The following is a 14,916-nucleotide window of genomic DNA, read 5'->3' on the forward strand; positions in this document are numbered from 1 at the left end:
GCAGGAAAATCCGGATTCATTCGAGAAAAGCATTCTTGGCCTCCAAAAATCGCTGATTTGCGTTGGATTCGAGGCTAGGGAGCGGGCCAGAGCACCACTTTGCCTTCGCGTCCGGCCGTCATCATCAGAGAGTCGTCGGCGTTGAAGTCGACAGCCATGACGCCGTCGGTGTGCCGGAGTAATTCCAACAGTTCGCGTCCTTGGGGGCCGATGCGTGCTGGCAATTTTGTCCCGTTTTGATTAGGCGGTGGTGCCGAATACAGCGGATCCCAAATGCGGACGCTACGGTCCTGCGAAGCGGTAAATAAGCGCAGTGTTGAACGTGACACGTCGGTAGGCTCGATCTCTCCGATCAAGGCGACGTCCTGGATCGCTTCGGCATGCCCCTGGAATACGGCATCGGGTGAATCGTTGATATCGTGAGTTTTCGAAAGGTCCCACATCCTTGCCAGTCGGTCGCGCCCGGCCGCAGCAACAAACCGGCCGTCTGGTGAGAAACAACCGGCGTGGATCGCCCCAACGTCGGGATCGTCAAATAGAACCCGTTGTGTTTCTTCGTCGAAGTCATGTAGCACGACTCGGCCGCGGTTGGTAGTTGTCAGGATGGAACGACCATCCGGTGAGATTGAGATCGAAAGTGGCTGATGGATTCCGTCTTCGGAGGACCCTGTGGCGTCGCGGATCGTTGCGGTGTTGCTAAATTCTGCGGTGTCCCGGTCGAAGGCCCATCGACGAATGGTGCCGTCATCGCCGCCGGTCAAAAACTCCGTTGCTGTGAGATGATCGTTAAACGCGATGCATCGGACGGCGCCGTCGTGAGGAGATTCGAGTTTACCAATGGCGTTACCATTCCGTGCATCCCAAAGTTTGACACTGCGGCTTCCGGTGGCTACGAATTTGCCGTCGGGTGAAAATGCGGCAACGCTCAACGCCCCGTTAATGCGGTAGCTCATCTCGAGTTTGCGAGAGTTGGTGTTCCACCGGAAAGCCGAGTTACCGTGCATCGTGACCAGTTCATCATCGGATACCGGAGCGGCAGACGATACGTCGCCGATACGATCGGGAAGACCTAGGACGATCGTCTTTTTTGCGTTGCGGATATCGTCGTCTGCCTGCCATCGTTGCACGCGACTGGGGGCATCACCGGGCGGATTGATTGAGACGATTGCTTCCCGCCCTGATGAGTTCATTGCGACCGAAGCGATACCCGGTTGTCCTCCTGATCGTATGCGATTGCGTGCAGAGACGGTCAATTCCACGAGCGTGTTCGGCTGCGCGGGCGATCCGCCTTTCGGTGAAAGTTGCCACCACGTCGCGCGATGGATTGTCGAATTGATTTTCTGAAGTTCCGATGTAGTGATGACGCGGCGACCGTCTTCCGAAAAATCCACATTGGTGACGAATCCGTCATGTTCGAGGCGGTCGACAATTTCGCGAGAACTTAGGTCGATCCGCGAGAGGCGTTGGTCGTCCGCCGCCAGCCATATGCTCTGTCCGTCTGTGGCGAAGGCGGCATCGTTGATGCGCGTGCCAAGAAGCAAGTCGATGGGTGAACCGATTGGTGTCCCTGTTTCGACATCCCACACCAGGACGCGTCCAGCACGGTCAGCCGTTAACGCGTGACTGGCATCGGATGACAGTGCGACCGCAGCGACGGACTCTTCATGGCCACTGAGGCGATGCAGGATTCTGGCCGTCGATGTGCCGGGATCAAAACGCCACAAGATCGCGTTGGATCCCTCGGAACTCGACCCGGTCAAGATAACGTTGGCGTCGCGTGATACCGCGAAAATTTGATTCAGCCCGGTTCCTGTGATGGTTTCCAGTTCGGTTCCACGGCGAAGATTCCAGACTCGGACGACTGAATCCGCTCCGCCGACGAAGAGTCGTTGGGAGGCGACATCGACGTGCATTGACATCGCACGGAACGCAGTTCCTTCGGTGAGATTCGCTATCGGGGCGAGTCCGCTTCGTTCCTCTCGCGTTGCGTTCGTTGATGTGTCCTCTTCGTTGGTGAAGAGGTCGGTCGTCTTATCGAGCGTTAGCGTTGTGGGATTGATCGATAGTACTTTTGCGGTGCGATCGCGACTCGCGGTCACGATGCGGCGTCCATCGGGCGACATCGACGCGGACCAAATTTCATCGTCGTGAACTTGCGTTGCAGTCGGTTCGACGCGGGCGAAAGTGGGGGCGGTTTCGGGCGCGGTCTGCGAGGTGAGTGTGCCCGAGAATGAATCGTCTGCTATCCAGAGTCGAATCGATTGATCGGCGCCCGTCGACAATATCTGCTCGCCGTCGTCGGTTAAGAACGCAGCATCCATGACCGGTCCGCCATGGCCTCGTAGGGTTCGAGCGAGTTCCCAATTAAAACGCGGTGACGACCCTGTGTCCGGTGCGGGTTTCCAAGTGTGGATGAGGTAGTCGTCGCCACAGGTCAGCAAAGTCTCGCCGTTTTCGGAAAACTGAATGTTACGAATCGACTGTTGATGTGCCTTTGCCGTTTCCGAGGTCAAGTCGGACGTTGATAATCCGGACGTTGATGATCGGTCCGCGAAATCGCTTTCGTCGTTGACCAGTCGTGTGAAGATGGTTTGAGACGAGGTTGCATCTGTTGCCGCATTTCGACGATTCGGAGAGGACGATGGCGAGGATGCCTGCACGGCTCGTTTGACGAGTTTGGTGATGTCGTTGTCTTTTAGGTCGGCGATCGACCATACCAGCACGTTGCCCTCGACATCTCCGGATGCGATCGAGTTGGCGTCAGGCGATATGGCAACACTGGTGATCGGTTGCGAGTGTTCGTTAAAAATGCCAATCGATTCAGCGCGGAACTCACGGTCGGTTTGTGCTTCCCAAACGACGACTTGGCCGAGTCCTTTTTCAGCGACGGCAGCGGCGATGCGAAAACCGCGTGATGTGACACCGGTCGACATCCCAGTGACGGGAGCGATATGCCACATCGTTTTCAACTCGGACCCGGTCGCGATTTCCCACACGCGGATGGTGCGATCGGCTGAAGAGGACACGAGGTAATCGTCGCCAACCATTCGAAGGTTGGTGATGCGATCTCGGTGCCCTCGAAGGCGGCGGGAGGTGTTTGCCGTTTGGGGCCGAGCTAAATCCTTGTCGCGAGGATCCCACAACAAAATCTCACCGCGTTGCGTTCCGGCGGCCGCAATGGAACCGTCGCGACTGATCGTGATGGCTGAGACGTTGTGCGGCGAACCCGAATCGTTCTGAGCGGCGGAGAGCTTGGGTAACTCGATCGGTTTCACCGAGAGTGGTCGGTTCTCGGCGGCGGTGTTTGGTGACGGCAGTGTCAACGAGGCGACCGTCCCGTCATCGAGCCGAATGAGGGTTGTGCCGGGACCGCGATCCGTTGTGTTGAATGCGATCGCGAGGCTTGTGGGCACACCGGACGCGTTCACTGACGCGGCGGATTGGTTTGCGAGCGAGGAAAGGTAACGCAATTCCCATGGCACCGAGTGATCGGTACGGTCGCCGATGAGACCGGAGATCAACCGGCGTGCTTCGGTAAACTCATTGCGATCAATGCGTGCCTTTGCCAGTCCGACACCGGAGACATAGGCTTCGTATTCGGCTTTGGTTTTGGCAATCTGAGCGGCCCGTGCATTCTGAATCGCTCTATCGGCATTGCTGTCCGCGCGGTCACGTTCTTCGGCTGCGATTTCCGCGTTGCGGATCGCTCGCTGTTTTTGAATTTCCGCGATACGCGCGCTTTCGATGGCTTCCTCGGAGTTGCGATCCGCCCGTTTGCGTTCCTGAATCGCTTCCTCTTCGTTCTCTTTGGCGAGATCTCGCTGTTCTTGAGCGATCTTGAATTGGTACTTCGCCATCGAGGCGTTGCGTTGAGCACGCGTGCTGGCTTCATGAATGAAGTACAACGCGATTGATCCGCCGATCAAGATAAATGCGAGCATTGCGACGGCAGTCTTTTTGAGCAACGCGAACGTGGCTTCGCGTTGTTCTCTGAGCCGGAGCGCCTCTTTCAAGCGTCCGATCAATTCGGTGTGATCGGGCTCGTTCGGATTGAGCAATGACAGGCCGAGATCGTAGTCTTGGTTGGCGTACGCGGCTTCGGCGTGATCGATCGGTGTCTTCTTCAATCCCGCATGGGCACGGTCGTTTCCATCCCATAAGGCGATGGCTTCTTCGAACCCGAATTGGGCTCGAGTGAACTGCGGGTAGGATCTCGTTTCGTTCGCGATCTTAAGATCTTCGCTGGCGCGTGTTGCTAACGAGATGCTCTCGGCGTGCGATCGGTATTCGCGAATCGCGTCTTGAAACTGAGTCGTGTCGGCGTAGCGATCATCGGGATGGTCGGACATCGCTTTCAGAGCGATGTTCATCAATTCGCCGTTGTGCTTGGCGTCGTATGGGCGGATTTCGTTGTTGGCGACGGCTCGCAAACATTGGCTGACGTTGGCGGCATGGTGCGGCGGTTGGCCCGTGATGACCATGAACAAAGTCGCGCCGAGCAGGTAGATGTCCGCGGCCGGTCCGATACGTTCGACCGGACCGATTGCCATCTCGGGAGCCATCATCGAGGGCGTGCCACCGAGTCGGGTTGCGGGCGTGATCGAATCGAGTTTTTCAAATTCAGGTTTCGCCAACGCGATGCCCCAGTCCATCACCATCACGACGCCGAAGTCGCCGAGCATGACGTTCTCGGGTTTGATGTCACGATGGACCACACCACGCGTATGAGCGAACCCGATCGCGTCGGCGACTTTGATCAGGATTTCGAGATTTTCGTCACGAGTTTTCTCGTTGATGACGTCCGACCAGGGTGTGCCGACGACGCGTTTCATCGAATAGAACAGCGTGTTGTCGCCCGTCACCGCTACGTCGTGAATCGGCACGATGTTGGGGTGGTCGAGGTCTCCGGTGACGACGGCTTCGGACAAAAACTGCTGCCGTCGATTCTGCTCGACCGACTCGAGTTTCCCTTCTTGAGCGAGCCGTTCACGTTTGGCGGTGTCGAGTGGGCGAATCACCTTGACCGCGATCAACCGGTCGAGTGAACCTTGTCGGGCAACGAAAACATTTCCCATCCCGCCACGCCCGAGCAAGCGGACGAGTCGATAATCGGTTCCTTTGTCTTCGTCGTGAATCTGGGTGGCGACGGATTGGTTGCGGAGTTGCAAACGCGTTTCCACGATCGTTCGATCGATGGCGGGTGGCAACTCGGTTGGTTCTCGATCAGAAGTAAACTCAGACGAGATTTCATCCCAGTACTTCGCTTCCGCATCGGAGAGAGCTCGCGGATTGATCGTTTGCCCGAGGTCGGTGTCTTCCAGAACCGAAAGGGATTCGTCGTCGCGATCGCCGGTTTCATCATCGGGGTTGTTACCCGATATCATCGCGAGCGTTTTGGCCGTCTCGTCGAGAGTTTGGTTTGTCTCAGTTTGGGAATTGCCCGACGGTTGCCGATCTGTATCGATGACGGTTTTACCGCAGTGATCGATGCTCGGGACGGTTTTTCCGATCTGGTCGATTGTGGGAGGCGCGTCGATGGTCGTGTCAAGATCGACGTGGCTCTGTTCTTCGAGTGTTGCATCGGGATCGAATTCGCGGTTCTCCTCGACGGTCGCATCGGGATCGAATGAGTTGTTCTCGTCGATGGTGGCGTCCGGATCGAATTTGTCGTCTTCCGACACGGTCGCGTGTGGATCGTCGCTGCGGTGTTCGACTACCGTCGCATTGGGATCAAGAGAGCGATCATCCTCGAGAGTTGCATCGAGATCGAATTCGCGGTTCTCCTCGATCGTCGCATCGGGATCGAATGAGTTACTCTCGTCGATGGTGGCGTCCGGGTCGAATGCGTCGTCCTCCGTCACGGTCGCGTTCGGATCGTCGCTGTGGTCCTCGACAACGGTCGCGTTTGGATCGAAGTCGCGGCCTTCTTCAATGGTTGCGTCAGGATCGAATGCCTGTTCCTCTTCGATCGTTGCGTCAGGGTCAAAGTCACCGTCTTCGACGATGGTTGCATTTGGGTCGGCGCCGGTTTCGTTGAAAGCGGACTCGCCACCGGGTAGCGGCATGTTCTCTTCGACCGTGGCATCCGGATCGAAAGGCGGGGAGTCATCGAGAGTCGCATCAAGGCCAAACCCCGCAATTTCCTCGACCGTGGCATCGGGATTGGTGTTGTCGGATGCGTCACGTTTTGAGTTTTGGTCTGGAGAAGATTCGGAATCGGACTTGGGGTTCGATTCGGATTTCTCGTCTTCGGCTTCCTCACCGATGGAGTCATGATCGTGGTTCATGATCATCCTCTTTGGGAGCCAATCCGGTGTCCGTTTCGCCGTCGGATTCTTCGCTTTCGAGCAATTCAAGTTCCATCGAGCCGGACTCGATATCATCGCTCAAAATGACAGCTTCGCCTCCACGCAGATCCACCCTTAAAATGGTGCGTTGGTCGCTCTCACCGATGACGTATTGAATCTCATAGCTGCCGTCGGGGAGTTCGGTAAAAAGGTCCGTGAGATGTTCCTGCGACATGATGTTATCATGCAGGCGAATCGGTTCAACGAGATCATCGCCCTGGGGGTCAGGAGACAATGTTCGCAGTTGGAAGTACTCTTCGCGAATCGACAGTGGCGAGGCGGACGCTTCGGCTGTTTCGAACGTGACGTTCGAGAGTTCCGTTGTGGAGGTCAAAATGAATGGAGGTGGAGGATCGATGGGCTCAGGGATCACGTTGCGAACCGCGAAGAACGCGGGCGGCAGATCGACTCGTGGGATAACGAAAAAGGCACGCCCGCTTTCGTAATCCGGCACCACGTTACCCTGGAACGTCGACACGGTATTGGGATTGTCGGTTGACGTCAGGAGTTGGCCGGGCACCGCTTCGCTCAATGACGTTCCACCCGCGGTAACGATTTCCCCCGGTGCAACGGTTTGTTCAATCGAGTCGCCCGTGATGACGATGGAAGCATGATGCGAAACGGCGAATCGTACCGCGAGCGGCGCCGTTGCGCTGATGCGACCGTTGAGCGTTGAGTTCAAAATATCGGCTTGCGTGTAGACGTGTGCCACATCCACTTGGGTGCGATCACCCGGTAAGTTTTCGAGGGTTTGGAAACGATTGGATTGTCCGCCCCAGTCGATCGATAGCGTGAGCCCGTTCTCGCCCGCAACGCCGATCTGCACAGAAAGGACGCCCGTCGCGTCGTTTTCATTGGCCTGGGTCAGAATGTTGGTCGAAATCGAATCGACATCGTAAAACGCGGTTTCGATTTCCACAAAGTCGGGATCGTTCGGGTCGGTAATGACACCGGGTTGAACCGCCTCGAATATTCCTGGTTCGATGACGTTGATCTCGGGGCGTGGCGCGAATCGGTGTGCGATGCCGACACCGTTTCCGGTGTTGATTTCAAAGTCATTTCCGATCACAACGTCCGGTGCATTTATGGTGACCGCGCCGTCCGTGATTTGGCTGGCGTAGATCTGAACGGCATCACCGGCCGTCCACGTGTCGCCGGCCGACAGGTTCACGCGTCCGTTCGTGCCACCCGCAATGATTTCGTGGTCTGCGGCAACGTCGCTTCCGTCGTTGGACGAAACGAAGTCGTCGATACGCAAGTCCTCTGTTGCCGAAACCCGGATCTCTCCGTTCGCCGTTGAAAGAACTGTGTCGTTCGCGGGATCGGAGGAGACCAGATCGACGCTGCCATTTACCGTGACAGAAATGTCGCCCCGCACGCTGTTGTCGAGAGTTTCAATCCGGTGAATGACCATCGTGTCGTTGGCGAGCCCAGAGGCATCGCTGCGAAGAATGACGTCACCGTCCGTGCTGATGTCATCAACGATCGCGATCGAGTTGTCCGCCTGAGAGAGATCCACGCCCTCGGTTGCGTTGATCTCCAAACGATTGACGGCGATGTCGGTTCCGCCGGCTTGGGTGACGTTTCCGGTGATCAGGTCGGCGGCATCACCGATTTGGAGCCGACCTTGGTTTACGGTGACGTTTCCGAGAGTGACATCGTCGGCGTTCTCGATCGAGATTGAGCCGTTCGTTCCCGATGATTCCAGTTTGCTCGAGGTGAGATCGATGTCGTTATCGCGTCCGTTAAGGGAAATCGTTTCGGCATCAATGTTCAAGACATTGTCGGACACGCCGAGATTGTCGGGGGTTAGCGTCACGTCGACGGAGTCATTGCCGAGGTCATCGATGACGGTAACGCTCAGATCGACAGGCACATCGATCCGGAGTGTGTCATTGCCGGCACCCAGATTGGTGGTCAAGCGGCCCGTCGTGATTTGGCTCGGGTGTACGGAGTCAACGAAGATCGGGTTTCCGAAAGCGTCGGTCCCCACTCGGATGGGGATGACGGCCGAGTTGGCATCAAAAAGTTCGATTCGGCCCGATCCGTCGATGGACACCTCCACGAAATCGTCCGCCGCGTCACCGGAGATGACGAGGTCGCCCAGCGCCGCGAGTTCAGCAGTCGCATTGAGGACAATTCGCGGTTCCAGCGTGCGGACTCGCGGAATCCATTGCTCAGGACGCGTTTCAGGCTCCGACGCACGGTCACCACGCAACCATCGCCCGACCATTGCGTCGAGAATCGAGCGAAGAGAGTGCGGTGGGCGAATGTTCATGTCGCAGGGCGTGCCGGTGAAAATCGAGTGGCGTTTATTCTACTCAAGAGTGCCGCATTAAAGTGTGGTTCTCGCGGGGATCGGAGATTTGATCGTCAGGAGCGATGTGAAGCTATGCGGGTAATGCGCGATGTTCGTTTGATCATGGTTAAGCGGCTCTGTATAGCGGTGCGGGCGAGTCGAGGGCGTCTCGCGGACGGACTGGCACATAAACGATAGTAACGATACACGTGCGCGTATTGAGTGCGTGAGTCTCGAAATTACCCGAGTCAGTTTTAAATATGAATCGTCTGATCGTTTCCGTGAACGTATTCGCTATCGCAGCGTCGCTGTCGATGGCTAGCGCGGATTCGCCGTACGAACATTCAGAATGGATCACAGGCGACGGCTCTCGGGTGGCAATGGCAGCACCCGACGAGCAGGACGAACTGCGGTTGATGTTGATGGACGAAGGTCCGTCGATTGAGCAAGGTACGCCTGCGACGGATGGTCCAAACGAGCGATCTGATTCCGATCGCTCGGATCCTCTCAGCATTGCAACCGACCTGGACTTCGACTCAGACGGGGCGCAACAAGCCGCGAATGCTGAAAAGCAACAGGCTGACGATCGTTTAGCCCAGCGGATGTCCGTGCTGCGGAAATCGCCTCGGGAGCTTCGCGTGGGGGCGTCGTCAGTCGGAAAGGACGATGTTCCTGTCAATCAAGCGGCTGCGATATTGGACGAACCGCCGCGATGGATCGTCGGTGGTGACCGTATTCCGGAGCCAGCCGATCGCGTTCACACGCGTTTTTGCCATCAGCCGACCTATTACCAAGAGATGAATCTCGAGCGTTGCGGACGTGTTGACTGTGAACGGCTCGGCTGTTTGCAGAATCTGTATTCGAGTTTTTGGTTTGTTACCAATACGGCGATTCTGCCTTACCGAGTGGCCTCGCAACCTCACTGTCGGTGCGTACAAGCCTATGGTGATTGTACGACGTGCCAACGTTACGAGTGCTCGATCGAGCCGCTGGGGTGTGGCGATGATTGCTGTCAGACGGGCGGCGGGCTGCTGAGCGAATCAGCGGCCATTGCCGGCTTCGCGTTCCTACTGTTGTAGGAACGGGTGGCAGGATCGCAGAGAAGTCTTACCGCGAGGCTCGCAGTTGGCCGCGAGCCCGGTGGACCGCGGTTTCTTTGATCTGAGCTTGCTCAGGCGTATCGCTCGGCAGTTCGAGTGCCTCGGCGAGTGATTTGGTTGCCTCATCGGTATTGAGCAGGTCAACCGCGATGGCACGCGCCGTTAGAACGCTGACAACGTCTGCTTCGACTTGAGCGAACCCGCCGTCAACGAAGAACCGTTGGGGACCGGCCGTCGTTTGCAGACGGAGCACGCCATAGCCGAGACGGCCGATCATGGGAGCACGTCCGGCTTGAACACCGAGTTCCCCGTCGTACATCGGAAGCGCGATGAAATCGGCTTCCCGATCCAGTTCGGTTCGTTCGGGCGTAACAACAACACATCGAATGGCCATCGTTTACTTCGACTCCATCTTCTTGGCTTGTGCTTCGGCTTGCTCGATCGCACCGACGTACATGAACGCTTGCTCGGGCAGGTGATCCCACTTGCCGTCGCAGATTTCTTCGAAGCTGCGGATCGTGTCTTCGAGCGACGTGATTTCACCGGGCTTGCCGATGAAGACTTCGGCCACGAGGAACGGTTGCGACAGGAATCGCTCGATCCGACGTGCACGGTGTACGATCGTTTTGTCGTCTTCGCTGAGTTCGTCGACACCGAGAATAGCGATGATGTCTTGGAGTTCGCGGTATCGTTGAAGAATCGTTTGGACGCGGCGGGCGATCGTGTAGTGACGGTCGCCGACGTACTGCGGATCGAGAATTCGCGAGTTCGATGCCAACGGGTCGATCGCAGGGTAGATTCCCTTTTCGGAAATCGAACGCTCGAGATAGATAAACGCGTCGAGCTGACCGAACGCGGTCGCGGGAGCAGGGTCGGTCGGGTCGTCAGCAGGAACGTAAACGGCTTGCACCGATGTAATAGCCCCTTGCTTGGTCGACGTGATTCGTTCTTGCAACGCACCCATTTCGGTTGCGAGCGTTGGCTGGTAACCCACTGCCGATGGCATCCGGCCCAACAGAGCCGATACTTCTGAACCGGCTTGCGAGAAGCGGAAAATATTGTCGACGAAGAGCAGCGTGTCAGCACCCGTGGTGTCACGGAAGTATTCCGCCATGGTCAGAGCTGACAACGCAACGCGAAGACGCGAGCCTGGTGGTTCGTTCATTTGGCCGAACACCATGCAGGTTTGTTCAATCACTTTGCGGCCGGTGCTACCGATTTCGGTATCCTGCATTTCCAACCAAAGGTCGGTGCCCTCACGGGTTCGCTCACCCACGCCGGCGAACACCGAATAACCACCGTGGCTACTCGCGATCCGGGCGATCAGCTCGGTCAGAATAACGGTCTTGCCCAGTCCCGCACCACCGAACAGACCGGCTTTACCACCGCGGACGAACGGGGTGAGCAGGTCGACCACTTTGATACCGGTTTCGAACAACTCGGTGTTCGTTGACAGTTCATTCAGTGGTGGAGCTTGACGGTGAATGGGCCAGTAGTCGTCGGCTTGAACGTCGCCCCGTTTGTCGATTGGCTCGCCGAGCACGTTGAACACGCGGCCGAGTGTTTGTTGTCCGACAGGGACCGAAACCGGTTTACCGGTGTCGACGACTTCCATACCTCGCATCATGCCTTCGGTGCTACCCAGGGCGATTGCCCGCACGCGGCTGCCGCCGAGGTGTTGTTGGACTTCACCAACGAGGTTGATGGTCACACCTTTGTGTTCGCTCTTGATGGTCAGAGCGTTGTAGATCTTGGGCAGTTGGCCTTCGGGAAACTCCGCATCGAAAGTAGATCCGATGATTTGAGAAACACGACCGACGGCATTGGTAGCGGTAGACATTGAATTAGCTCTTAGCTTCTAGCGACTAGCTTCTAGCTGGGTGGGAAAGGTGTGATGAATAGGTGGTACAGGAGGCGGCTTTTCGCGATTCGCAAAGAGCCTGCTCTCGAAAGGGTTAGCCTTCGAGGGCTTCGACGCCGCCGATGATTTCCATGATCTCGCCGGTGATCTGGCTTTGGCGAGCACGGTTGTAGGTCATCGAGAGCTGTTTGATCATGTCGCCCGCACTCTCAGTGGCGCCCTTCATTGCGATCATCCGAGCGACTTGTTCGGAGACGGCTGAATCCAGAAAACACTTAAACAATTTGACTTTGAAACTCGTCGGCACGACTTCTTCGAGAATGCTTTCGGCCGATGGCAGGAATTCGTACTGCGAATTTTCGCTGCCTCCGGCACCCGCATTCGAAGACGCGTCTGTTTCGTCACCGAGCGATCCGAGCGGCAACAGCGTTTCGATCATCGGGATCTGTTTCGACGTGCTGATGAATTTGGTGTAAATCACATCGAGACGATCGATCTTGCCCGTGATGTATTGAGCGAGGTAATCGTTGGCGATCTTTTCGACTTCGTCGTAGGCCGGTTGGTCTTCGAACTGAAGGTACTGGTTGTCGGTTTCGATGCCGCGAAACTTCAGTCCGTTGACACCGCGTTTGCCCGACGCGTCGATGCTCACGTTAGCGACTTCGTCGCGAACTTGCTTGATATGTGGCATCGCCGTCCGGAGGATGGACGCGTTGTAGCCGCCACAAAGTCCGCGGTTACTCGCCAAGACGAGCACGCGTGAGGAGCGAATCTTCTCGCGTTGTTCGAGCAAAGGGTGTTGAACGTCGGTGCCGGCATCGGCCAATCTGCTGACGATCTTCGTGATTTGATCGGTGTACGCGGTTGCCGCCGCAGCCCGATCCATCGCTTTCTTGTAGCGAGCGGTGGCAATCAATTCCATCGTCCGCGTTATCTTGCGGATGTTTCGAATCGACTTGCGTCGTTTGTCGAGAGCACGTGCGTTGGCCATGGCTTATCTGAAGTAAAAGGTTGCAGGTAACGGAAGAGAGAAACGGAACAGTTACCCGTTTCCTGTTACCTTTCGCCTCCCTTGTAGACGGCTTTGAATTCGGTGACGGCCTTGACGATTCGTTCAACGTTCTCGTCGCTCAGTTCTGGTTTGGCAGTCATGTCGCTGACCAACGAGCTGTGTTTGTCGTTGACGAACTGCAGCATTTCTTTTTCGAACTGTTGCACTTCTTTAACCGGCACATCATCGAGCATGCCGTTGGTACCGGCGTAGATGCTGATGACTTGCTCGGCGACCGACAGTGGTTGGTACTGAGGTTGTTTGAGCAGTTCGACCATGCGGTAGCCGCGGTCGAGTTCCTTTTGCGTTGCCGGATCCAGGTCGGTACCGAGCTGCGCGAACGCTTCGAGAGCACGGAAGGCGGCGAGTTGCAGACGCAAACCACCGGAAACCTTTTTCATTGCTTTCGTTTGAGCAGCACCACCGACGCGGGAAACACTAATCCCGGGGTTCATGGCCGGCCGAACGCCGGAGAAGAACAAGTCGGGTTGAACGTAGATCTGACCGTCGGTGATCGAAATCACGTTGGTCGGAATATATGCGGAAACTTCGCCTTCGAGCGTTTCGATGATCGGCAGGCTCGTGATCGAACCACCACCGAGGTCGTCGGACAATTTCGACGACCGTTCGAGCAAACGGCTGTGACAATAGAACACGTCACCAGGGTAAGCTTCGCGGCCTGGTGGGCGACGCATCAGCAAACTCATTTGGCGATACGCGGTTGCTTGTTTGGACAAATCGTCATAAACAACAAGGGCGTGTCCGCCGTTGAACATGAAGTGTTCTGCCATCGCGGTACCTGCGTACGGTGCGATGTATTGCAGAGGAGCCGGTGACGATGCACCTGCGGCGATGACGGTTGTGTATTCCATCGCACCGTAACGCTCGAGCACGTCGACGACGCTGGCGACGGCGGAGTCCTTCTGACCGATGGCGACGTAGAAGCACTTCACGCCCTGGCCCTTTTGGTTCAGGATCGCGTCGATCGCGATAGCGGTCTTACCGGTCTTGCGGTCACCGATGATCAGTTCGCGTTGGCCGCGTCCGATCGGTGTCATTGCGTCGATAGCTTTGATACCGGTTTGCAGTGGCTCGGTAACTGGTTTCCGTTCGGCAACGCCCGTCGCGATGATTTCGACGGGGCGTGTGATGTCGGATTGGACGGGGCCTTTTCCGTCGAGCGGGTTGCCCAATGGATCGAGCACGCGGCCGATGACGGCGTCGCCGGCGGGAACCGATAGCAGTGTTCCGAGGGCTTTGACTTCGTCGCCTTCTTCGATCGTCAGGTAGTCACCGAGAATGATGACACCGACGCTGTTTTCTTCGAGGTTAAACGCGAGGCCGATGGATCCGTTGGGGAATTCGACCATCTCGCCGGCCATGACGCCCGAGAGCCCGTAAACCCGAGCGATCCCGTCACCGACTTCCAAGACTGTACCGACTTCGCGGACATCGATCTTGCTATCAAACTGTTCGATCTCGGCTTGCAAGACCGATGCGATTTCATCGCTGTTGAATTTCACTGGACCGTACCGTTATTTTTTCAAAGAAAAGGCGTTGAATGGAATGTTTTATTGAGGGGAGGCCGGCAATCAGTTGCCGACAAATTGGTCCGATTGTTCGATCAATCGGCGGGCGAAACCGGCTGCCGCGGCGCGACCGACTTTGTCGAGTCGGCTAGCGACCGATGAATCGAACACGGTGTCACCAACTCGGATCACCATGCCGCCGATAACCGACGGGTCGACGATCTCTTTGAGACGAACCTCTTTGCCGAAGTGCACGTTGAGTTGATGAGTGACGTTACCACGCAGGTCGTCCGTCATCGGTACTGCGGTGCGGACTTCGACGAGCAGTCGTCCGGTTGCCTCGTCGTGCAGTTTAACGACCGCATCACGAACGGCATTGACGTATGCGAGACGATGACGTCCGGCCATCACCTTGAGAAATTTCAGCAAGGTGGGGTGAGCCGAACCGGCGAGCATTCGTTCGAGCACTCGGCATTTTTCACCAGCGTCGATTCGCGGCGAAGCGAACGCGGCACGAAGCTGTTCACTGTTAGCGAGAGCATCATCGCACAACTCGTTGAGTTGCTCGATGACTTGATCGGTCGAGCCCTCGGCCTGTGTCGCACCCAACAAAGCTCGGGCATAAGTCTTGCCGAGTTGTTCGGCGCCGACATCGAGCGCGGTGGGCTGGGAAACAGATTCGGACACTTCAGGGATCTCGGCGGGAGGACGGCGAAAAAGTTTGGACTG

At 56.8% G+C, this 14,916-nt stretch carries 8 protein-coding genes; 1 reads left to right on the forward strand and 7 read right to left on the reverse strand.

Features of this window, described 5'->3' with window-relative positions:
• Positions 1–74: 74 nt before the first annotated feature.
• Both FHS27_RS01330 and FHS27_RS01335 read right to left on the reverse strand, forming a co-directional pair.
• Positions 75–6,287: a protein kinase domain-containing protein gene (locus FHS27_RS01330; protein WP_246418976.1), complete on the reverse strand. Its 6,213-nt coding sequence runs from the start codon at positions 6,285–6,287 to the stop codon at positions 75–77.
• Entirely contained in the window at positions 6,271–8,625 is a 2,355-nt protein-coding gene (locus FHS27_RS01335; RefSeq protein ID WP_184300648.1) for a hypothetical protein, read from the reverse strand. The genes FHS27_RS01330 and FHS27_RS01335 overlap by 17 nt, the downstream gene beginning before the upstream one ends.
• Positions 8,626–8,906: 281 nt before the next feature.
• On the opposite strand from FHS27_RS01335, the gene FHS27_RS01340 reads away from it, so the two are divergent.
• Entirely contained in the window at positions 8,907–9,725 is an 819-nt protein-coding gene (locus FHS27_RS01340; RefSeq protein ID WP_184300652.1) for a hypothetical protein, read from the forward strand.
• A 28-nt stretch (positions 9,726–9,753) separates the two neighbouring features.
• Here FHS27_RS01340 and FHS27_RS01345 read toward each other — a convergent pair whose 3' ends face one another.
• From FHS27_RS01345 to atpH, 5 genes are all read right to left on the reverse strand, one after another.
• Positions 9,754–10,140: a F0F1 ATP synthase subunit epsilon gene (locus FHS27_RS01345; RefSeq protein WP_009101270.1), complete on the reverse strand. Its 387-nt coding sequence runs from the start codon at positions 10,138–10,140 to the stop codon at positions 9,754–9,756.
• A gap of 3 nt (positions 10,141–10,143) precedes the next feature.
• Positions 10,144–11,586 carry a F0F1 ATP synthase subunit beta gene (gene atpD, locus FHS27_RS01350; protein WP_009101269.1) on the reverse strand — a complete coding sequence of 481 codons (1,443 nt, stop codon included), beginning with the start codon at positions 11,584–11,586 and terminating at the stop codon, positions 10,144–10,146.
• Positions 11,587–11,701: 115 nt separating this feature from the next.
• Positions 11,702–12,598: an ATP synthase F1 subunit gamma gene (gene atpG / locus FHS27_RS01355; RefSeq protein WP_184300655.1), complete on the reverse strand. Its 897-nt coding sequence runs from the start codon at positions 12,596–12,598 to the stop codon at positions 11,702–11,704.
• 65 nt (positions 12,599–12,663) lie between these two features.
• Entirely contained in the window at positions 12,664–14,181 is a 1,518-nt protein-coding gene (gene atpA / locus FHS27_RS01360; RefSeq protein WP_184300658.1) for a F0F1 ATP synthase subunit alpha, read from the reverse strand.
• A 69-nt stretch (positions 14,182–14,250) separates the two neighbouring features.
• Entirely contained in the window at positions 14,251–14,874 is a 624-nt protein-coding gene (gene atpH, locus FHS27_RS01365) for an ATP synthase F1 subunit delta (RefSeq protein ID WP_315854450.1), read from the reverse strand.
• Positions 14,875–14,916: the final 42 nt, after the last annotated feature.

Source organism: Aporhodopirellula rubra, assembly GCF_014192335.1.
Lineage (GTDB): Bacteria > Planctomycetota > Planctomycetia > Pirellulales > Pirellulaceae > Rhodopirellula > Rhodopirellula rubra.

Bases quoted from the DNA above. Each gene is read 5' to 3' on its own strand.
- FHS27_RS01330 (WP_246418976.1), bottom strand. From the start codon at position 6,287: ATGAACCACGATCATGACTCCATCGGTGAGGAAGCCGAAGACGAGAAA.
- FHS27_RS01335 (WP_184300648.1), bottom strand. From the start codon at position 8,625: ATGAACATTCGCCCACCGCACTCTCTTCGCTCGATTCTCGACGCAATG.
- FHS27_RS01340 (WP_184300652.1), top strand. From the start codon at position 8,907: ATGAATCGTCTGATCGTTTCCGTGAACGTATTCGCTATCGCAGCGTCG.
- FHS27_RS01345 (WP_009101270.1), bottom strand. From the start codon at position 10,140: ATGGCCATTCGATGTGTTGTTGTTACGCCCGAACGAACCGAACTGGAT.
- atpD (WP_009101269.1), bottom strand. From the start codon at position 11,586: ATGTCTACCGCTACCAATGCCGTCGGTCGTGTTTCTCAAATCATCGGA.
- atpG (WP_184300655.1), bottom strand. From the start codon at position 12,598: ATGGCCAACGCACGTGCTCTCGACAAACGACGCAAGTCGATTCGAAAC.